The organism is Pseudomonas sp. PICF6, assembly GCF_009831705.1.
Classification (GTDB): Bacteria; Pseudomonadota; Gammaproteobacteria; order Pseudomonadales; family Pseudomonadaceae; genus Aquipseudomonas; species Aquipseudomonas rhizophila.
In genome coordinates this window covers 132,181-153,174 of the sequence record NZ_WUUD01000016.1, presented here as the reverse complement: position 1 = coordinate 153,174, position 20,994 = coordinate 132,181, and the positions used below count along the sequence as shown (strand labels likewise).

The 20,994-nt window shown below is 59.6% G+C and carries 19 protein-coding genes and 2 pseudogenes; 9 read left to right on the top strand and 12 right to left on the bottom strand.

The features are described 5' to 3' along the window. Positions 1-33 precede the first annotated feature (33 nt). Positions 34-888 (bottom strand): LysR family transcriptional regulator, encoded by an 855-nt coding sequence (locus GSM73_RS08465; RefSeq protein WP_107322795.1) that lies wholly within the window; start codon positions 886-888, stop codon positions 34-36. 74 nt (positions 889-962) lie between these two features. Between GSM73_RS08465 and GSM73_RS08460 the strand changes: the two genes are divergently transcribed. Then, a complete protein-coding gene (locus GSM73_RS08460; protein ID WP_080962849.1) occupies positions 963-1,910 on the top strand; it encodes a DMT family transporter in 948 nt (315 codons plus the stop codon). 6 nt (positions 1,911-1,916) lie between these two features. Here the strand turns inward: GSM73_RS08460 and GSM73_RS08455 are convergent, their stop codons facing one another. Beyond that, a complete protein-coding gene (locus tag GSM73_RS08455; RefSeq protein ID WP_160892168.1) occupies positions 1,917-2,453 on the bottom strand; it encodes a DUF488 family protein in 537 nt (178 codons plus the stop codon). Positions 2,454-2,545: 92 nt separating this feature from the next. Continuing rightward, complete coding sequence (locus tag GSM73_RS08450; protein WP_160892409.1) at positions 2,546-3,454, bottom strand: LysR substrate-binding domain-containing protein; 909 nt, start codon at positions 3,452-3,454, stop codon at positions 2,546-2,548. A 91-nt stretch (positions 3,455-3,545) separates the two neighbouring features. Between GSM73_RS08450 and GSM73_RS08445 the strand changes: the two genes are divergently transcribed. Both GSM73_RS08445 and GSM73_RS08440 read left to right on the top strand, forming a co-directional pair. Next, positions 3,546-4,538 carry a DMT family transporter gene (locus GSM73_RS08445; protein WP_160892166.1) on the top strand — a complete coding sequence of 331 codons (993 nt, stop codon included), beginning with the start codon at positions 3,546-3,548 and terminating at the stop codon, positions 4,536-4,538. A gap of 67 nt (positions 4,539-4,605) precedes the next feature. After that, positions 4,606-5,001, top strand: a complete 396-nt coding sequence (locus GSM73_RS08440; RefSeq protein ID WP_076384292.1) for a VOC family protein — start codon at positions 4,606-4,608, stop codon at positions 4,999-5,001. Here GSM73_RS08440 and GSM73_RS08435 read toward each other — a convergent pair. Continuing rightward, a complete protein-coding gene (locus tag GSM73_RS08435; RefSeq protein WP_076384290.1) occupies positions 4,998-5,942 on the bottom strand; it encodes a LysR family transcriptional regulator in 945 nt (314 codons plus the stop codon). The genes GSM73_RS08440 and GSM73_RS08435 overlap by 4 nt on opposite strands. Positions 5,943-6,087: 145 nt before the next feature. Here GSM73_RS08435 and GSM73_RS08430 point away from each other — a divergent pair, with 145 nt between their 5' ends. Beyond that, complete coding sequence (locus GSM73_RS08430) at positions 6,088-7,290, top strand: MFS transporter (RefSeq protein ID WP_160892164.1); 1,203 nt, start codon at positions 6,088-6,090, stop codon at positions 7,288-7,290. Positions 7,291-7,361: 71 nt separating this feature from the next. Here the strand turns inward: GSM73_RS08430 and GSM73_RS08425 are convergent, their stop codons facing one another. Continuing rightward, positions 7,362-8,141 (bottom strand): EAL domain-containing protein, encoded by a 780-nt coding sequence (locus tag GSM73_RS08425; protein WP_047225635.1) that lies wholly within the window; start codon positions 8,139-8,141, stop codon positions 7,362-7,364. Positions 8,142-8,277: 136 nt separating this feature from the next. Beyond that, positions 8,278-9,600, bottom strand: a complete 1,323-nt coding sequence (locus GSM73_RS08420; protein WP_160892408.1) for an APC family permease — start codon at positions 9,598-9,600, stop codon at positions 8,278-8,280. A gap of 255 nt (positions 9,601-9,855) precedes the next feature. Between GSM73_RS08420 and napE the strand changes: the two genes are divergently transcribed. The 5 genes from napE to GSM73_RS08395 are packed head-to-tail and all read left to right on the top strand — an operon-like array spanning position 9,856 to position 13,924. After that, positions 9,856-10,023, top strand: a complete 168-nt coding sequence (gene napE / locus GSM73_RS08415; protein WP_047225634.1) for a periplasmic nitrate reductase, NapE protein — start codon at positions 9,856-9,858, stop codon at positions 10,021-10,023. Between the two features lie 36 nt (positions 10,024-10,059). Next, entirely contained in the window at positions 10,060-10,320 is a 261-nt protein-coding gene (locus tag GSM73_RS08410) for a chaperone NapD (RefSeq protein ID WP_160892162.1), read from the top strand. After that, on the top strand, positions 10,317-12,821 hold the full coding sequence (napA, locus tag GSM73_RS08405) for a nitrate reductase catalytic subunit NapA (protein WP_139049864.1): 2,505 nt from the start codon (positions 10,317-10,319) through the stop codon (positions 12,819-12,821). Before GSM73_RS08410 ends, napA begins: the two co-directional genes overlap by 4 nt. Before the next feature lie 11 nt (positions 12,822-12,832). Further along, positions 12,833-13,318 (top strand): nitrate reductase cytochrome c-type subunit, encoded by a 486-nt coding sequence (locus GSM73_RS08400; RefSeq protein ID WP_013692862.1) that lies wholly within the window; start codon positions 12,833-12,835, stop codon positions 13,316-13,318. A 9-nt stretch (positions 13,319-13,327) separates the two neighbouring features. Next, positions 13,328-13,924, top strand: a complete 597-nt coding sequence (locus GSM73_RS08395; protein WP_013692861.1) for a cytochrome c3 family protein — start codon at positions 13,328-13,330, stop codon at positions 13,922-13,924. Positions 13,925-13,948: 24 nt separating this feature from the next. On the opposite strand, the pseudogene GSM73_RS28210 reads toward GSM73_RS08395, so the two are convergent. The 6 genes and pseudogenes from GSM73_RS28210 to GSM73_RS27105 form a co-directional block, all read right to left on the bottom strand. Beyond that, positions 13,949-14,425: pseudogene (locus tag GSM73_RS28210) on the bottom strand (methyl-accepting chemotaxis protein); the annotation flags it as partial. Between the two features lie 111 nt (positions 14,426-14,536). Beyond that, positions 14,537-15,214, bottom strand: a pseudogene (locus tag GSM73_RS28205) (PAS domain-containing protein); the annotation flags it as partial. A 308-nt stretch (positions 15,215-15,522) separates the two neighbouring features. Beyond that, positions 15,523-17,880 (bottom strand): RND family transporter, encoded by a 2,358-nt coding sequence (locus GSM73_RS08385; protein WP_256676811.1) that lies wholly within the window; start codon positions 17,878-17,880, stop codon positions 15,523-15,525. Positions 17,881-18,000: 120 nt separating this feature from the next. After that, positions 18,001-19,080, bottom strand: a complete 1,080-nt coding sequence (locus GSM73_RS08380) for a YCF48-related protein (RefSeq protein ID WP_218575652.1) — start codon at positions 19,078-19,080, stop codon at positions 18,001-18,003. A gap of 86 nt (positions 19,081-19,166) precedes the next feature. Next, positions 19,167-20,528 (bottom strand): DUF1329 domain-containing protein, encoded by a 1,362-nt coding sequence (locus GSM73_RS08375; RefSeq protein ID WP_107322802.1) that lies wholly within the window; start codon positions 20,526-20,528, stop codon positions 19,167-19,169. Between the two features lie 18 nt (positions 20,529-20,546). Next, positions 20,547-20,994: DUF1302 family protein (locus GSM73_RS27105; RefSeq protein ID WP_256676785.1), on the bottom strand; the 448-nt coding region annotated here is incomplete at its 5' end.

The window sequence follows — 20,994 nt, the reverse complement described above, 5'->3', positions numbered from 1 at the left end:
ACAACCCTGGCGTGGTTGCGCCCGGCCCTTTCATCAAAGCCGAAAATATTGCTGCATGGCTCGGGAGAGCAGGTTCACCGCCTCATCGGCATGGGACGCCTGCGCTCGAATGAACACCACCTCGTGCTCCGGCACCCGGGGCAGATCATCGAGGATCTGCATCTTGTCCGTCACCCGGGCCCGGTCTATCAGACTGATCGCCAAGCCGGCCTCCACACACGCCTTGACGGCCTGGGTGGAGGGGCTTTCCAGGACAATGCGCGACTTGCGAGCGCATTGCTTCAGCGCTTCCACCATGGCTTGTCGATAAGGGCACTGCGCCGCATGCACGGCCAGTGGCAGCGGCTGCGTCGAGGCAATCACGCTATTGATCGGGCCGACCCAAACAGGCGTCGTGGAGGTTAACCGCAGCGACTCTGTGTCCGGCAGCTCCTTCGGCCGGGCAATCACCGCAGCCTGGAGTTTTTCACGTTGAACCTGATCACGTAGCGCGTAGCTTGGCGCCGTCCTGAGCTCCAGTACCACGTTCGGCCAGGCGGCTGCGAATGTCGGAAGGATGTCGCGGATGACATGGTCCGCATATTCATCCGGCACGCCCAAGGTGATACGCCCCGCCAGACGGGTGCCATGCAGGTCGGCCAAGACCCGGTCGTGGGTACTGAGCAACTCGGTGGTAGACAGGAGCAAACGCTTGCCCAGGGCGGTCAGGGAAACCGCCTGATTGTCACGGTTGAGCAATCGTCCACCGGCGACCGCTTCCAGCCGCTGGATGTGCACGCTCACCGCTGCCGGGCTTTTGTGCAGTTGCTCCGCCGCCGCACTGAATTTGCCGATGCGCGCCACCGCATGAAAAGTCCGTATCAGTTCGATATCGAGTATGGCCGGCATAATTCAACCTTTGTGAATGACTGCTGCACTATATTTTGATTTATTAGATTAGCCTGCTTTCGTAGCCTGTGGGCATGAATGCATACCGATCGATCTCATGCCCTGCTCTCTCCAAACCTCAATGGCACCAGGCGATACCTCTGTTCTTACTCGAGGCGGCGCTGGTGTTGAGCTGGAGTTCAGGCTTCATCGGCGCGCGCTTCTCGCTTGATTACGCGCCGCCGTTACTGGTCGTGTTCTGGCGCTGCGTGCTGGTCACGCTCGTTCTGTTCCCGTTTGTCGCCAGGAACTTGAGGCGAACCTCGGCTGCCGTGCTGCTGAAAAACGCCGGCATCGGTTTGCTAGCCATGGCGGGGTATCTGGCGGGTATTACCCAAGGCATTGCCTTGGGCGTACCGGCCGGGCTCGCTGCCCTGTTCGCCGACCTTCTGCCCATGGGCCTGGCTTTATTGGCCGCAGGCGTCCTGGGACAGCGACTGGCCTGGCCGGTTTGGGCCGGCCTGGTCATCGGTCTGGTCGGGGCCGCGCTGGTGACACATGGCGCGCTGGCCTGGGGCGATGCGCCCTTATGGGCTTATGCGCTGCCGCTGCTTGGCATGCTTTCACTCGCCGTCGCGACATTGTGGCAAAAGCACCTCCCGCCATCGCAGTCCTTGGGCCTACTCCCCAACCTATGGCTGCAATGCTGTGTTTCGGGCTTTGCCTTCGCTTTGGTCGAGGGCTTACAGGGCAGCCTCGCACCGATACCCAGCACAGGTTTTGTCTTGAGTGTCCTGTGGACCGCGGGCTTGTCTACGATTGGCGGATATGGGCTCTACTGGCTGTGTCTGCGCCGCGCGTCAGCCACCCGGGTCGCCAGCGTCCTGTACCTCAGCCCCCCCGTTACGATGCTGTGGGCCTGGGCGATGTTCAACGAACCTCTTTCCTGGCAAATGGTGTCGGGCATGGCGGTGTCCGGGATCGGCATCTGGATGGTGGTGCGCACCGAAACTCGGCAGCCAGTGGCCGACACAGCTCAGTAGCCCTGTTCACTCTCCAGCGGGATAAGTCAATTTCAGCCCGTGAACCTTCGCAGCCGGACTCAACACCGCTGTATTGGCTTTATCTTTGTCCATGATATGGATGACTTCTACACCGCGAAGCAACAGATAGTCGGCGACGATCCTGCGATGGCAACGCCACCAAACAGCCTCCGCACACATGATGGCGCAGTGGTGAGTCTTGCTGAGCGCGAGGAGGCGATTCAGACCGACCTCAAATTCTTGCGAAAGGGCGTAGTCCGCGTAGTTATGGAAACTTCGATTGACCCAGAATGCGTTGACCTCATCGGCAACGGTCTTTGATTTTTTTCGTAATCCGCCAAGCTCCGGAATCTGTTGATGCCCGATATCGAATTCGGCCAGTCGTTGTGCAAGCGTATCCAGATTGTATTGAGGATTTGTCCGTGATCGCGGGACGGTCCTGATATCGACAATGGTATCGACACCAAAACCGCTGACGATCTCCACGAACTGTTCGAGGGTTCGGGTCGAATGACCCACTGTGTAAACACGGACAATTTGCATAAATACTAATCCACACCTGATTCCTTTCAGATGACCTGTGCAAGCAAGCCAGGTTCTAGTGGATTCACGCAAATCCGCCAGGGTGACAGCCGTCAGCCCTCACTTTCCAACTCCCCCTCAAGCCACTCGATCAGTGCGCTCACTTCAGCGCGATCTGCTGCGTGCGAACTTCTGAAAACCGATATCGCTTCAGGCAAGGGAACACTTTGCGCGCAAGGCCTCACCAAAGCTCCACGTTCAATCAACCTTGCGGCGGTGCGGCGCCATCCCAGTGCAATTCCGTGCCCCTCGACTGCTGCCTGAAGCATCAAGGGGTAGCTGTCAAATACAGTGCCTTGAAGATCAACAGCCGGTATCTGTCCAAACGCTTTTAGCCAACCCTCCCACTGCATCCAGTGAGGCGGCGTAGTGCGATAGTGCAAAAGCGTGTGGCGAGCAAGCTCACTGACCTGCATGGGCGCTTGGACATTGAGGTATTGCGGACTGCACACCGGAAACACCTCATCGCTAGCGGTAAAGACCAGAACATGCGCACCACTGGGGCGCCCGGTGCTTTGCAAGGCCACGTCAAAATGCTCATTGAATTCAGTCAGCGGCCGGGTTGAAGTGGCCACCTGGATTTCGATCTCCGGGTATTGCTGGTGGAATGACGAAAGGCGCGGCATCAGCCAGTAGAACGCCTCGCACAATTGGCACAGCAGAACGACACGGTTCTTGCCAGGCGCCTGGCGAAGGGTCTCGGCGACATCGCTGATACTGCGCAAGGCGCTGCTCAGCACACGCCCTAGCTCGCGTCCTTCTTGGGTGAGAAACACTGCGCGGTTGCGCCGACTGAAGAGCTTTAGCCCAAGATTCTCTTCAAGTCCCCGTATCTGCCGACTGATCGCCGCTTGGGTAATGTGCAGCTCCTCGGCGGCCTTCGAAAAACTCTCCAGCCGCGCCGCCGCTTCAAAAGGCAATAAACTGGCGAGCGGCGGTAAAGACTTTCCAAGCGTATTCATAATCACCGGTAATGCATCCGTGGCCGAGAACTCGTTTGTAGCATAGCCCTGACGCTGCGCAACATGAGCTGAATATCTTATGGATAGACCGATGCTCAGGAATGACTCAAACACCACCGCAGGCGTGGCCCTCGCCGTCGTCGCCACTCTGAGTTGGGCCTTGAATTTCGTAGCGCCCTACGTCACCGGTGCCTATTCGATCTACGACTTGATGATCGTTCGGTTTCTGATCGCCGGGACGCTGGGTATGGGCGTCATGGTGTTCTATCGAGCTCGACTTCGACGCCTGAGCCGCGAACAGCAGCTTCTTGGCGCAAGCCTGGGAATTATCGGGTACCTCGGCTATAGCACTTGCATTGCCGCCGGAGTGATTTACGGAGGGCCGGTACTGACCCCTGCACTTATTGGCATGGTGCCGCTTCTGCAGGCCGTGCTCGGCAACGCCACGAGCAGAACCCTCGAATGGCGCAAGCTCGTGATACCACTGGCGTTGATGACAGGCGGGCTGTTGCTGTTGAACGTCGGCAGTCTCAATCACCTCCCAACTGGCGACAGTGCCTGGCGCAAGGGGCTGTTCTTTTCAATCAGCGCAGTGATCCTCTGGCTCGTATTCGCCGCGTTGAATCAAAGGGGCCTGGAAAAACTTGCCGTCAACGCATCAGGGGCCTGGACCGGCTTGATGATGGCAGGCGCCGGGCTGGGCACCTTGATCGCCTTACCCGCCGCACTGGTGCTTGATCTTCTGAAACTGCCAAGTCTGGGCTTCAGTGTTTCCGTGGCTGGGCCGTTGTATGCCTGGGGGCTCTTTATCGCGCTGATGTCATCGGTCGTCGGGGCCTGGGCGTGGAATGCCGCGTCCCGTCGCCTGCCCATGGTGCTTAGCGGGCAACTGATATCCCTGGAGTCACTCTTCGCGACGATACTGGGCCTGATGTTTCATCAGCGACTGCCCACTCTTTGGGAAACCTCAGGGCTAGCCGGTGTTCTTGTCGGCGTGGTTGTGGCCGTTCGTATCATCCTGACATCCAGCGAATCGACCGACCGCGCCCGACACGAGGAGAACATCGCCAGGCGCACCCGGTGATGCATCTTTCACTGATCATCGTTTCGCGCCAGACTCATTCGATTCCCTGACCGCAAGGATAGCCAGCATGATCTCTCACGTTTTCCTAGGCATAGGCGATTTCGACCGCGCGTTCGCTTTCCATTCAAAGATAATGGCCGGGCTGGGCCTTACGTTGAAGTTCTGCGACGCCACTAAAGGCTGGGCCGGTTGGGTTTGCGAGGGCTCGCCTCGGCCGATCTTCGTGATTGGAAAACCATTTGACGGCAACCCAAGCGCGCCCGGTAACGGTCAGATGGTGGCGCTGCTGGCACCCAGCCGGGAGCTTGTCGCACGCAGCCACGCAATGGCGCTGGCCCTGGGAGGAACGTGTGAGGGAGCGCCTGGATTGAGGCCCCATTACCACCCCGACTATTACGGCGCCTATTTTCGAGACCTCGACGGCAACAAGCTGTGTGTCTGCTGCCATGATCCGCTGGGTTAGACGTCCACGGCTTTGCGAGGCTTGCCTTCTACCGGCTGACACAAATTGGCCGCAAGTGCTTCCAGCAAGGCACTGACCTTGGGAAGCTTCTCACGGCTTTTCTGCCAGGCAAGGTTGATCACCATTCCGTCGGTTGCCAGATGGGCAAGCACCTCAATCAACGTGCCCTCCTCAAGCTGCCGCTGGATCAACCATGAAGGTAACTGTGCAATCCCGCACCCGGCCGATACCGCAGCAACCAGCCCTTCACCGTCCCCCACGACCAACGCTGGCGACACCTGTTTTCTTACCGTCTCGCCGGGACGCTCACCGGCAAAATTCCACGGACTGAGCTTGCCGTCCGGCCAGCCGTAGGCGATGCACTGGTGATGTTCCAGATCGCGATCGGTCATGGGGATGCCATGCTTGGCCAAGTACATGGGTGAGGCACAGAAGACATGCCATTCACGACCCAGGTAACGATGCCCCAGCGCGTCAGGCCAAACCTGTGAGCCGCCAATGGTGACGACGATATCCACGCCTTCCTGGAGAGGGTCGATGAAACGATCCGTGAACGAGATGTGCGGCACCAGCCGCGGATAGTCCTGGATACACCGCAAGATGATGGGCATCACTTGCGAACGACCAAAGGCTGCCGGAAGGTCAAGCCGGACCCTGCCCTGTGGCTCGGCGTCTTCAGCACGCAGAGACAGCTCGGCCTCTTCAAGGTCTGCAAGCACCCCCGTGCAGGTGCGATAGAACGCCGTCCCAGCGTCCGTCAGCGATACCCGCCGGGTGGTGCGATCGAACAATCGAGCGCCAAGACGGCTCTCCAGACGGGCGACGCTTTTGCTGATGGCCGAGCCCGTGAGGCTCATCCGCTCTGCGGCGGCCTTGAAGCTGCCGGATTCGGCGACGCAGACAAAGACATCGATCCCCTTCAATCGCTCGGAGGAAAACATTAGGCGTCCTGTTATTGATGAATTGGGTTCAACCTGCAATGGAAAATCCATCATAAATCAGAACTGGATTCCTCAGTAAACTTGCCGCGAGCGTATTGCGCCACGCTGCGCCCCTGGCAATGATCGATTGAACAAAGAGGCAAGGATGCTCGCTACCCTTAGAAACTACCCCACGACCGTCAACCTGCTGCTTTGCGCGTCTTCGATACTGACGTTGAGCCGAGCGATCACGCTGCCCTATCTGGTTATCTATCTGTCCGAAAACTTCGCCATGGGTGTGGCGGATATCGGAGTGGTCATCGGCAGCACACTGATCATTGGATCGCTATTGAGCCTCTATGGCGGTTTCCTGGTGGACAGGCTCTCCAGCTACCGACTCATTCTTGGGTTCAGTGGGTTGTTCAGCCTGGGGTTCCTTGGGGCAGTCGTGACCCGCGAACTCTGGCTTTTTTTCATCTGCCTGGTGCTGATCAATCTGGCATATGCCGTCATCGATATTGCGGTCAAGGCGGGATTTGGCAGCTTGCTCCCCGCCGCCGAACGCAGCGAAGTGTTCTCGATCAAATATACGCTGACCAACATCGGCTATGCCGTCGGACCGTTTCTCGGGGCGGGGATAGCCAAGCTAGGGATCAGCTTGCCCTTTCTATTGTCTGCCGGGCTCGGTGCCGGCTTCTTTCTCATTTACTTCGTTTGGGGCGACAGACATTCCGCCCCTGTCGACGCAGGCCAGACGCCTGTGCCTTTCCTGGCGGTGGGCAAGGTTCTGCTCCAGGATTACCGGTTGGTGTGTTTCACCCTTGGAGGCCTGCTCAGCGCCGTAGTCTTCGGCCAGTTCACCGCCTATCTCTCGCAGTATCTGGTGGTGACCACCACGCCGGAGAACACCTACCGAATCATCAGCGCTATCGTCACGACCAATGCGCTGATGGTGATCAGCTTGCAATATTCCATCGGCAAGAAAATATCCCATCGGCATCTGAATCTTTGGCTAGTGGCCGGGCTGGGAATGTTCCTCATGGGCCTGGCCGGTTTCGCCCTGTCCAACTCGGTGATGTTCTGGGTGATGTCCATGGCTGTATTCACTGTCGGGGAAATAATCGTATTCCCCGCGGAATACATGTTCATCGACAACATCGCGCCCAACCATCTGCGCGGCATGTACTACGCCGCGCAGAACCTCGGCAACCTGGGGGCCGCAGCCGGGCCGTTGCTCTGCGGCGTGGTCCTGGCCACGCAACCGCCCCACAGCATTTTCTACATGCTCGCGCTCTTTATTATCGCGGGAGGAGCCTTTTATATATTGGGCGCTTCCCGCTGGCTCAACCACGGCCGACAAAAATCGTGAAAAGCCTCTGCCATCTCACCCAGCGAACAAAAAAGCTGTCTTTGGAAAACGCCTTGAACGGCCCGTACGCCTCAGTCAAAGCTGCCAGGCGGGAGGCGACCGACCTCAGGTCTTGCGAACAGGTATCCCTGCATCAGATCGATACCCAGCTCCAGAAGCGCGGCGCTTTCCCCTCGCGTCTCAATGCCCTCGGCTATGACGGTAATGCCCAGGCGTTTGGCGACCAGGACGATACCCTCGACAATCGCTTGCTTGACGGTGTCTTGATCAATCGTGCGGGTCAACGCCATATCAATCTTCAGCACTTGCGGCTGAAACATGGCCAGCAGATTGAGCCCTGAGTAACCGGAGCCGAAATCGTCAATGGCGGTGGTGAAACCCTGGCGCTCGTACTCCACGAAAATCGACTTGAGGTGCTCAGGATCTACCACTTTCTCGCCTTCCGTCACTTCGAACATGAGTCGGTTTGGCGGGAAGTTTGTATTACGTGCGGCTTCCAGGGTTGCCCGGATACAGGTCTCGGGCCTGTACACGGCATTGGGCAGGAAATTGATGCTGAGCAGGCAATCGGCAATGTCCAGAATGCCCAGCCGGGCGGCTTCCTCGATCGCCTTCACGCGACACGCCTGGTCGAACCGGTAGCGGTTACCGTCATTGACCAGCCCAAGAATGTAGCCTGCCGATTCGCCATTGACGCCCCGCACCAACGCCTCATAAGCGAACGCGGTGCGCGTTCGTACATTGAAGATGGGTTGAAAGGCCATTGTGAAGTCGAACCCCAGCGCCTCATGGTTGCGGCATTCGGCGCAACCGAGGGATTTGAAGGCTGGATCGGAGGAGTCTTGGGTCATGATCAATATTCCGTTGCTTAACGGGGCATCCCCTGCACATGCAAGGAACTGTAGTCGACACCGTTTGAATCGGCACAGTCCGAGCTTTCTGGAGGACGTTTGAGTCCATGATTACCGACGGGACTCCTCCAGCCCGCTAGCCAGGCTTTATCGCCACGGGCATCGCGATACGCGTGCAGGCGTAAAGCAATATTCCGACAACCATCAAGACTGCACCGCGAAGCCAGGTTTCCAGGCTTTGCTGACTGAGCAATATCAAACACGAAACGATAGCCAGAACGGGCACCCAGGTAGGCACCCGAAAATGCGCTTCCTCAACCGTGTCACGCCTTAACACCAATACCGCCAGATTTGTGCTGAGGAATACGAAAAGCAACAGCAGAACAACTGTCTGGGCCAATGCAGCAAGGGTGCCGGTCAGTGTCAACGCAATAGATACAAGGGTCGTGGCGATGATAGCGACCCAAGGCGTACGTCTGTTGGGCAGTACCTGCGCCAAGGCCTCCGGCAACAGCCCCAGACACGCCATTCCATAGGCGAGTCGACTGGCCATGATCAGAGTCAGCAACGCTCCGTTGGCCACGGCAATGAGCGCGATAAAGGCAAACACGCGAGGTGGAATGTTCAATCCCGATGCCCGGACGACTTCCAGCAACGGGGCCGACGTTGCGACCAGTTGCTCCATCGGCAGCACTGAAGAGGCTGCGACACCAACGGCCATGTAGACGACCCCGGCGGTCAACAATGCCGCAAATAAGGCGCGCGGATAGACCTTTCGAACATCACGTATTTCCTCAGCCAGATTGGCGGATGTTTCAAAGCCGACAAACGAATAGAAGGCCAGCAATGCCGCCCCCAACACCGCCAGCATCGGACTGACCCCCGGCTTGAATTGCAACGCGGCCTCCAGGTGAGCATCACCGGAACGGAAAAACCAGGCGGCGGCCACAACGACCAGAATCAGGCCTGACAGTTCTATGAGCGTCATCACCAGATTCGCCCCCAGAGATTCTTTTATTCCCCTGGCATTCAACAGCGCTATGACCACCAGAAACACCAGGGCCGCGACGTGCGGTGAGACCTGAACAAATGCGCCCAGATAATCACCCGCGAAAGCCAGCGAAAGACCGGCAGCGCTTGTGACAGCCGCAGCCAGCATGCAGAACCCGACCAAAAACGAAATAAGCGGTGACTTGAATGCCTTCTCGGCATACACCGACGCCGCTCCCGCATGTGGGTATTTGGTGACCAGCTCTGCATACGAACCGGCCGTCAGCATTGCGAAGAATAATGCGACCAGCAACGGCACCCAGATCGCGCCGCCCACCTCCCCCGCGATCGTGCCGGCGAGCGCATAAACACCGGCGCCGAGTACATCGCCAAGAATGAAAAGAAACAGCATCGGTCCTGTCACCGCCCGGCGCAAGGAGGTCCGGGATTTAGGGGGCGTTACTTTCATATTCTGGCTCTGCTTCAAACATGCACGTGTTAGGTACCTCGCGTTGCGCCAGGCAGTGGTATGACTCTCTGAGTAGTGGAAGTATTTGCCCAGTGAAAGTTCAGAAATGTTCCCCATCATCGCGCCGTCCGGGTCAATCGTCAGAGTCATTTACTGGCCCTTGGTAGGACCGTTGGTCGAAAGCAAAATCGGGCACACAGGCCAGTCCAGCAATCGTGATCTAGTATCAACGCAGGTTCGGCTGGAGAAGCCCCAATGTCGTTGGCTGAAGAACGCAAACCTGAACGCCGCAAGGAAACCCGGCTGTTCCTCTTCCTTGTCGTGTTCCTCTTTCCGCTGCTGTCGGTCGCCATCGTCGGCGGCTACGGTTTCCTCGTCTGGTTTTTCCAGATGCTGTATGGCCCTCCTGGCCCACCCCACTGACCGGTGGCTTTTTCTTGAGGCTATTGGAGCCCGTTCATGGACGAAACCCTGCATATCGCCAGTCTTGTCGTACTTGCCCGACCGGAGATGTTCGACGCGGTCAAGGCCAACCTGCGCCTGCTCGATGGCCTGGAGCTGCATCAGGAAAGTGCCGCCGGAAAACTGGTGGTAGTGCTTGAAGCCGTGCATGAAGACCAGATCCTGCAATGCATCGACCAGATCAACAACCTGCCCGGCGTACTCAACGCGGCGTTGATCTATCACGAACTCCTCGAGCCCGAAGGAGACATCGAATGAGCATGACCCGCCGTGCATTCGTCAAGACCCAGGCCGCCGCCATTGCAGCCGCCGCTGCGGGCCTGCCGATCGTAACCTCTGCCAGCAACCTGGTGACCGAAGCGGACATGGTCACCCTGGACTGGAACAAGGCGCCTTGCCGGTTCTGTGGCACCGGGTGCAGCGTGATGGTCGCGACCCGGGATAACCGGGTGGTCGCCACCCATGGCGACGTGAAGGCCGAAGTCAATCGTGGGCTCAACTGCGTGAAAGGCTATTTTCTTTCAAAGATCATGTATGGCGTCGATCGCCTGACCCAGCCGCTGTTGCGCATGAAGAACGGTCAATACGACAAGCAGGGCGAATTCCAGCCGGTCAGTTGGGAGCAAGCCTTCGACATCATGGAGCTGAAGTTCAAGCAGGCCCTGAAAAGCAAGGGGCCGGAATCGGTCGGTATGTTCGGCTCCGGACAGTGGACGGTCTGGGAAGGCTACGCCGCCAACAAACTGATGAAGGCCGGCTTTCGCACCAACAACATCGACCCCAACGCCCGCCATTGCATGGCCTCGGCGGTGATGGGTTTCATGCGCACCTTTGGCGCCGATGAACCCATGGGTTGTTATGACGACATCGAAGCCACCGATGCCTTCGTGCTCTGGGGCTCGAACATGGCCGAGATGCACCCGGTGCTCTGGAGCCGGGTCACCGATCGCCGCCTGAGCCAGCCCCATGTGAAAGTGGCGGTGCTGTCCACCTTCGAACATCGCAGTTTCGAGTTGGCCGACATCCCCATGGTGTTCAAGCCGCAAACCGACCTGCTGATTCTTAACTACATCGCCAACCACATCATTGAAAGCGGCGCGGTGAACCAGGATTTCATCAGCAAGCACACTCGCTTTGCCCGGGGTGCCGACGACATCGGCTACGGCCTGCGTCCTGACGACCCACGGGAAACCAGCGCGAAGAATGCCGGCAAGGCCAACACCTGGACGGATATTGACTTCGAGGCGTACGCCGCCTTCGTCAAGCCTTACACGCTGGAGCGAACCGCCAGGGAGACGGGGGTTGCACCTGAGCGACTGAAAAGCCTGGCGCAGTTGTATGCCGACCCCAAGCGTAAGGTCGTGTCGTTCTGGACCATGGGGTTCAACCAGCACACGCGTGGCGTCTGGGCCAACAACCTGATCTACAACATCCACCTGCTTACCGGCAAGATCAGTGAGCCGGGCAATAGCCCGTTCTCGTTGACCGGTCAACCGTCGGCCTGTGGCACGGCACGTGAAGTGGGGACTTTTTCCCACCGACTACCGGCCGACCTGGTGGTCACCAATCCCAAGCATCGCGCCACCGCCGAGAAAATCTGGAAGCTGCCCGCCGGCACCATCCAGGAAAAGCCCGGCTTCCACGCGGTGGAACAGAGCCGCATGCTCAAGGACGGTGTGCTCAACGTGTGCTGGACCCAGGCCAGCAACAACATGCAGGCCGGACCGAACATCATGCAGGAAGTCCTGCCGGGTTGGCGCAACCCGGACAATTTCATGATTGTCTCCGACGTCTACCCCACCGTTTCCGCCCAGGCCGCCGACCTGATTCTGCCCAGCGCCATGTGGGTGGAGAAGGAAGGCGCCTTCGGTAACGCTGAACGACGCACGCAATTCTGGCATCAGTTGGTGACGGCACCGGGAGACGCCCGGTCGGACCTGTGGCAGTTGATGGAATTTTCCAAGCGCTTCACCACCGATGAAACCTGGCCCGCCGAATTGCTCGCCAAGGCACCTGAGCTCAAGGGCAAGACCCTCTTCGAGGTGCTGTTCAAAAATGGCCAGGTGGACCAGTTCCCCGTCGAGCAGTTGGAAGCCGGCTACAAAAACGATGAAGCCAAGGCCTTTGGGTTTTACCCGCAGAAGGGGCTGTTCGAGGAGTACGCCCAATTCGGTCGCGGCCATGGACATGACCTTGCCGCATTTGACCGTTACCACAGTGAACGGGGCCTGCGCTGGCCGGTGGTGGATGGCAAGGAAACCCGCTGGCGTTATCGCGAGGGGCTGGACCCCTATGTGGAGAAAGGCAGCGAGGTGCAGTTCTATGGCTATCCGGACAAGAAGGCGATCATTTTCGCCCTCCCCTACGAACCGCCGGCCGAGGCACCGGATGCGGACTACCCGTTCTGGCTGAGCACCGGGCGCGTTCTTGAACACTGGCACACGGGCAGCATGACCCAGCGAGTCGAAGAACTCTACAAAGCCGTGCCGGATGCGCTGGTGTACATGCATCCCGAGGATGCCAAGGCCTTGAAAGCACGGCGCGGCAGTGAAGTGAAGCTGATCAGCCGACGCGGTGAGATCCGTGCGCGCATCGAAACCCGCGGGCGCAACAAGCCGCCTCAAGGATTGGTATTTGTGCCGTTTTTCGACGCCAACAAGCTGATCAACAAGGTCACGCTCGATGCCACCGACCCGATCTCCAAGCAAACCGACTACAAAAAGTGCGCGATACGCATCGAGTTGGTCAGCGTGGCCTGAGGAGAACCCTGATGCTTTTTCGAATGCTGCCCTTGTTTCTGCTTGCCGCGATTGGCGTGGTGATCGCAGCTGAAATCGACTACCCGCTCGACGCGCCAGCTCCGGATGGGCGTCGCCCCGGCGGCACTCTGTCCCAGAACATGCCCGCCCCGCCCATTACCGATGAAGAAAACAAAGACCTCAAACGCGAGCGTAATTACCCGGATCAGCCGCCGACCATTCCCCACACCATCCGCGGCTATCAGGTCGACGCGAACGGCAACAAGTGCCTGTCCTGTCACAGCCGTGCCAACAGCGCACGGACCCAGGCAACGATGATCAGCATCACCCACTACATGGACCGCGATGGCCAAGCGCTGGCGGCCGTCTCACCACGTCGGTACTTCTGCAACCAGTGCCATGTACCGCAGGCGGACGTGAAGCCTTTGGTGGGAAACAATTTCGAGACAATCGACAAACTGCTGCAAGACAACGCCAACGCCACGAAGAAACCTTGAGGAGGCAACATGAAAGCACTGTTCGCCTTGCTCAAGGACTACTGGGGCGTCCTGCGTCGTCCGAGCCTGTATTACAGCCTGGGTTTCCTGACGCTTGGGGGCTTTATCGCCGGTATCGTTTTCTGGGGCGGCTTCAACACTGCCCTGGAGGCGACCAATACCGAGACGTTCTGCGTGTCCTGCCATGAAATGCGTGACAACGTGTTTGTCGAGCTCAAGGACACGATCCACTACACCAACCGCTCCGGCGTACGCGCCAGTTGTCCGGACTGTCACGTGCCACACGAGTGGACCCATAAGATCGCGCGCAAGATGCAGGCCTCCAAGGAGGTCTGGGGCAAGATTTTCGGTACCATCGACACCCGCGACAAATTCCTCGCCCTGCGACGTGAACTGGCCGAGCACGAATGGGCCCGACTCAAGGCCAACGACTCGCGAGAATGCCGCAATTGTCACAACTTCGAATTCATGGACTTCACCCGGCAAAGCAAGCGCGCCTCGAGCATGCACTCGACCTCACTGGCCAATGGCGAGGCAACCTGCATCGATTGCCACAAGGGCATCGCTCACAAGTTGCCTGATATGAGCGGCGTCAAAGGCTGGTGAGGAGGTTCGGGCCGCCCATGCGCATCAACCTACCCAGCCGATGGCCGTTTTCGGGATGACCTCGGACTCATCGAGTTTGGAGGCAAACATGCTCACCGCTTCGAGTGCGTCACTGGTACCGGTTCTGATCTGCAGAATAACCGATCCGGCCTGATCGGCCAGGGTTACGCCACGCAGGGCGCCCTCCTGGGTCACCGTCATGCTGGCGACGGCGTCACGGGTTTCAGACAGAATCAGACCGATCATCTCGGCAATCTCGGCCGTCGAACGGCTGGTGCGCCCGGCCAGTTGCCGGACTTCATCGGCGACCACCGCAAACCCTCTCCCTTGATCGCCGGCCCGCGCCGCTTCGATGGCCGCGTTAAGGGCAAGCAGGTTGGTCTGGTCGGCGATGCCGCGAATGGTATTGACGATGGCCGTGATCTCTTCAGAACGCGCGCCCAACTGGCCGACCAATCGTGCAGAGGCCCCGATATTGTCAGCGATCTGGCGCATTTCCTTGGCCGTCTGCTGAATCACTTGCGAGCCCTGTTCAGCGACTTTCTCGGTCTCGGCAGAGATGTGGTAGGCACGGGAAGCGCCGCGCGAATCCTCTTCGAATTTCTCGACTCGTTCGCTGATGTCACTGGCGAACTTGATGATTTTGCTCAGCTTGCCTTCGGCATCGTAGACCGGGTTGTAACTGGCCTCCAACCAGACAACCTTGCCGTGCTTGCCCAGACGTTTGAATTGACCACTGAAAAATTCACCGCTATTGAGGCGACGCCAGAAATCGCTGTATTCGGAGCTGCTCACCAGCTCCTGCTCGCAGAACAGCCGGTGGTGCTTGCCTTTGAGTTCCGCCAGCGAGTAATTCATGACACTGAGGAAGTTGTCGTTAGCGGTCAGGATGTTGCCGTTCAGATCGAATTCGATCACCGCCATAGCGCGATCGAGTGCTGCCAGCTTGCCTTGGGTTTGCGCCTCGTTTGCTACCCGCGCGGTGACGTCGAGTGCATATTTGACCACTTTTACAACGCGGCCTTGTTCGTCCACTACCGGGTTATAGCTGGCCTCCAGCCAGACATTCCCACCCTTGCCATTGACTCGCTGAAAAGTGCCGGACACGAATTGACCGGACCGCAGGCGGTCCCAGAACTGACGATACTCGGCGCTGCTGACCAGCGCGGGCGTGCAGAAATCCCGATGAGACATACCGGCCAGTTGATCTGCCCGATGCCCCATCGTATGCAAGAAATTCTCATTGGCGCGCAGTACCTTGCCATCTGGGCTGAACTCCACAACGGCCATCGACCGCTCCAGAGCACCCACCAATCCTTTGTACGTTGCCAATTCGGCTGTCCTAGCCATCAATTCACTTTTCAGCGTTGAATTAAACATGACGTACCCTCGGCGAACCCACAAATCGATCGGACCTTATTGAGGGTATCGGCGAGTTGGCTGAAGGCTAAATACGGCGTGAAAGATTATGTTTTGACGCCAGATAAACGGCAGAAAAGCCGTTTTGACTTGTCTCCATCGGATCGTGGAAATGGCCAGACCAGGCAAGCCGCATTGGCCTGCCTGGTCTGGCCCTTCGGTTGCCAGCGGACCGTCAGTCAGCCCTCCCCGACCGGCTGCAACACGCCGGCGGCCTCAGGCTTTTTTGCGAACAGCCTTTGTGGCAACAGGAAGTACGCCAGTGCAGGCAACAGGATCAGCGCGCCGAGCATGTTCACCAGGAACATGAAGGCCAGCAGGATGCCCATGTCGGCCTGGAACTTGATCGGCGAGAAAGCCCAGGTCGCCACGGCGATAGCCAGGGTGATGCCGGTCAGCAGAACCACCTTGCCGGTGAACAGTAGTGCGCGGTAGTAGGCCTCGGACAGCGAGGCGCCGGCGCGCATGTGGGTCAGGATCACGCTCAGCACGTAAAGCGCGTAATCGACGCCGATGCCCACCCCGAGGGCGATCACCGGCAAGGTCGCCACCTTCACGCCCATGCCCAGGCCCACCATCAGCGCCTCGCAGAGGATCGAGGTGAGCATCAGCGGCAGCACCGCGGCGAGCACCGCACGCCAGGAACGGAAGGTCACCCAGCAAAGCAGGATCACGGCACCGTAGACCCAGAACAGCATCTCGCGCATGGCCTTCTTCACCACAATGTTGGTCGCCGCCTCGATGCCGGCGCTCCCCGCAGCGAGCATGAACTTCACGTCCGGCAGTTGCTGCTGGGCGATAAAGGCTTCGCTGGTCTGCACCACCCGCTCCAGAGTGTCAGCCTTGTGGTCGGCCAGGTAGACGTAAAGCGAGAGCAGCGAACAGCCCTGGTTGAACAGCTCACGCGGCGCACGGGTCTGTACCGCGCCGAGGGCCCCGTCATTGGGAATCAACTCGTACCATTTGAAGTTGCCCTCGTTATATCCGGCGGCGGCGATCTTGCTCAGGGCCGCCATGGAGTTGGTCGACTCGACGCCCGGCAATTGCTCCAGTTGCCAGGCCAAAGCATCCACCGCCGCCAGGGTCGGATAGCGGGTGCATTGGTCTTCCGGGGTTTTGACCATGACCACGAAAATGTCCGAACTGGCCGCGTAGTTCTGCGTCATGAAAGCCGCATCGCGGTTGTAGCGCGAGTCTGGACGCAGCTCCGGAGCGCCTGGGTCCAGATCGCCGATTTTCAGGTGCAGGCTGACGGCGAAACCGCCGACCGCCAGCGCCAGGCCCACCAGGCAAGCGCCGTAAGCCCAGGAGCGCCGGGTGAACAGGTCGAGGAAACTCCAGAGCGGATGCTTGACGTTTGCTTTCAACTCAGCGGTTTCGGCCCGCAAGCTGCGCTCGGCCGCCTTGGCGCCGACACCGATATAGCTGAGCAGAATCGGCAGCAGGATCAGGTTGGTGAAGATCAGCACCGCCACTCCGATGCTGGCGGTAATCGCCAGGTCCTGGATCACGCGGATCTTGATCACCATCAGCACCGCGAACCCCACCGCATCACAAAGCAACGCGGTCATGCCGGCGGCAAACAAGCGGCGGAAGGTATAACGCGCGGCGACCACCCGGTGCGTGCCACGACCGATGTCCTGCATGATGCCGTTCATCTTCTGCGCGCCGTGGCTCATGCCGATGGCGAACACCAGAAAAGGCACCAACGCCGAATAGGGATCCAGGTCGTAACCAAGGCTGGCGAGCAGCCCGACCTGCCAGAGCACCGCCACCAGGGAGCAGAGCACCACCAGCGCGGTGCTGCGGGCACAACGGGTGTACCAGTAGAGCACCACGACCGTCACCAGCACGGCAACCACGAAAAACAGCATGACCTGGACCAGTCCGGCAATCAGGTCGCCGATGATCTTGGTGAACCCAGTGATGTGGATCTGGATTCGATCGCTCTGGTATTTGTCGCGCAAAGCTTCCAGCTGCCGGGAAAATTCGCCGGCATCCAGCGCCTTGCCGGTCACGGGATTGATTTCCAGCAGCGGCACGAATATCACGCTGGACTGAAAGTTGCCCGCCACCAGTTGGCCGATCTCGCCGGAGCGGGCAACGTTGGTGCGCACCTGCTCCAGACTGGCGGCGGAACCGTCATAGGTGTCCGGGATCACCGTGCCGCCATCAAGGCCCTCCTCTGTCACGGCCGTCCAGCGCGTGGTCGGCGTCCAGAGCGACTTCATATAAGGCTTGTCGACACCCGGCAGCAAATAGATCTCGTCGTTGAGCCTGGCGAGAACGTCGAGGTAATCCTTGTCGAAGATGTTGCCGTCCTTGACCGCCACGGCAATGCGCACTGAGTTACCCAGGCCGCTCAATTCGCTGCGTCGCTCAAGGAAATTGGCGACGTAAGGGTGCGACGTCGGAATGGTTTTTTCGAAACTGGCATTGAGACCGATCTTGCTAGCCTGGTAACCCAGCACCAGGGTGGCCAGCAGGCAGAGCAGAATCACCCAGGGGCGATGATTGAAAATCGCCCGCTCGCCCATGTTTCCGGAACGCGGATCGAAATCCTCCAGACGGGCGATTACCACTTGCTGTTCGAGGGCGGGATTATGGTCGTTCACATCGGACTCCGAATACGGCCGCATAGGGCTCTGGCAAGTGTTTCAACGTTGCGCCGAGTAAAGGTCATGCTTGAGGCGCGTCACGCCACTGAGGCCGACACCAATCAAGCTGCCATCCGGGGCGGCCACCAGCCCGGCGATCGAGGTGCCGGTCGGTCCTTTCAAGTGCCGCAAGCTGCGTCCCCGATCGAGGCTGAGCAGCAGATCGCCGGCCTGGCTGGCCAGGATGAACGCGCCATCAGGCGAGCGAGTGCCGGCCGACAAGGCCACTTCCAGCCCCGTCTCGATCCGCCGCCAACTGACACCCTGGTCGCCCGACCAATAAGCATTGCCGCGCAGACCGAAGGCCAACAACTCCCCGGCCGAGCTGCCCTGCACACCGAAAAAACTGCCGTCATAGGGTGAATCGAGAGCCTCGAAGCGGCTCCCGTTGTCAGTTGAACGCAGCAGCAGACCGCGTTCGCCGACGATGAACAGCGCACCGCCCGCCGGGCGAATGCCGTACAGGTTGAGGCCCTCGGGGTTATCCACCTGCTGCATCCACGGCTGCCAACTGTCGCCACCGTCAGCGGTGCGCAGAATCAGGCCATAGGCGCCGATCACATAGCCGTTGCGACGGTCGCTGAAATACAGGTCGAGAAAGGGCTTGTCCGGGCCATCGGCGACCAGCCACTCGGCATCCTTGAGCCGCTTGGCGTCGTTGCCTTGTTGAGCCGAAACCAGCGCCAGGTGCGCCGCTGCGACGCCATCGAGTTGCTTGACCCAGGTTTCGCCACCGTCGGTGCTGTGAAGGATCACGCCCAGATGACCGACAGCCCAGCCCCGTTCGGCATCCACGAACTGCACCGCCGTCAGGCTGACGCTGACCGGCACACGGGCCTGGCGCCAGCTCTGGCCGGAGTCATCAGAGAGCAACACGATGCCGCGTTCGCCGACCGCCACCAGCCGATCGCCCGCCCGGGTTACCGCCAGCAGCACCGCACGGGGTGCCTTGGCACTTTGCAAGGCCGGCTGGTTGAGTAGTGCAATGCCCGGGCTGGCCGTCGCCCAGCCTGACACTGATAACGCAGCCAGCAGCAAGGCCACCGGTAGCGCCCGCATGAGTGAAAAATTACCGATCATGTCCGCTCCAACCGCCGCATAAGAATTATCCAACCGCTGATCGCACAAGGCGCCGATGCCTGGGCTCCGGCGCCTTGCACAATCGCTTAGCGCATACTGTCGCTGGCCATGGCGTCAGGGGTGAAGAACGCGGACGGCGGACGCGGATAGCTCTGGTACTGCACATCCAGGTCGTTGGCCGAGGAGTTCAGGAAGTAGGCGCCGGTCTCCAGGTTGTAGCTGCCCCACATCATCTGAGCGGTCAGCGCGGGCATTTCAGGCGCCAACAACGTCAGCGAATAGTTATGCCGCCCCAACTTGCCTTGGGCGTCATAGCCGTCGAGCAGCAGCACTTGCCAGGAGTCCTCGTCCACGTAATAGGTGCGCTTGGGCACCACATGACGTTTGCCATCCTTGAGTGTCGCGCTCACGACCCACACCCGATGCTTCTCCCACCGCACCAGATCCGGGTTGAGGAAGCCTGGCTTGAGCAGCTCGTCGCTGCTCGCCGCTGCCGCGCGGTTGTTGTTGTAGGGCACCAGCAACTCTTTCTTGCCAACCAGCTTGAGGTCGTGGCGGTCGGTCGGACCGAAGATCATGAAGGCCTCGTCGAAGAAACCGACGCCCGAGGTGACGAAGTCCGGCGTATCGTAGGCAACGTTCGGCGCACGACGCACCCGGCGCTGGCCGACCAGGTACTGCCAGGCGGCACGTTTGCCGGGGTCCATGTCCCAGTGGGTCATCAGGCCCTCGCCGGCCTTGGAGGACGGTTGTTCCGTGGCCAGTTTGCCGATCAGAAACTTGCCCGCGAAGGTTTCCAGGCTGCCGTCTTTGAAGTAGTAGGGTTGCTGGTACCAGAAGCGCGCGCGGGTGGCCTGGATTTTCTTGCCGCCTGCGGTCATCAGCCAGGTATCAAAAGGTGAATAGAAGGTGTCTCCGCCTTGCCAGGACAGGCGGTAGTTCCACAGCACCTCGGCGCCGTTTTGCGGCAATGGAAATGGGATCCCGCCATAGGCGCCGCTGACCTTTTCGGTGGCCACCTCAAGGTTCGCGCGGGTAGCGTTTTTCAGGGTGTTGTCATACACCCACTGAGGCGCTGCGGCACTGCGCCGGGTGGGATAGACGTCCAGACGGTAAGCGGGATACTTCTGCAACAGGGCTTTGGTGCCTTCGGCCAATTGGTCGGCGTACTGCGCCATGTTGGACGCGCTGACCGAGTACAGTGGCTTGTCGGCGGCGAACGGATCAGCGCGTTTATCGCCATTCTTGTAGCCGGCCGGTGCTGTGGTGTAGCCACCTGTCCATTCCGGAATGCTGCCGTCTTTGTTGCCGGCGCGCTCGGCGCCAAGGGGGGTGAGGTCCGAGTTCAGGCGTGCGGCCTGCTCCGGGGAAACGGCCGCGTGCACCAGGCCGGCACTGAGCAAGGCAATGGCCAAGGCCGAAATACGCAAGGAAAGGTTACTGTGCATAACGAATGAAACCTCTTATTAGAATGTGGTTTTCACGTACATGGAGACAAAGTCACGGTCGGCCAGCGATTGCCCGTAGCTGAAGTTGCCGTCCTCGCGCAGCCCTGCCTCCTTCTTGCCGAAGAAGTTCACGTAGTTGATGCCGAAGTCCCAGCGTTGCAGGTAAGTGGCTTTGACGCCGACACTCCAGTCGCCTGCGTGGGTATTGCCGAACCCGGCCTTGCTGACCGCTGAGGAGCGCCCATCGAGGACCACGCCAAAACCCATCGGTACGCTCAGGTCGAGACCGTCGGCCACCTGGAAATAAGCCGGTTCGGCCAGCACGCGCAGCGCCGTGGCGTCCCGGGTGGTGTTGGCGTCCAATGCCGCGCGGTTGTCGGTGACGCTGAGGGTGCGGTTCCAGGCCAGTTCGGCGAGCACCGAACCCCCATCCCACAGCGGGCCGGGCGACAGCAGATAGATGGTC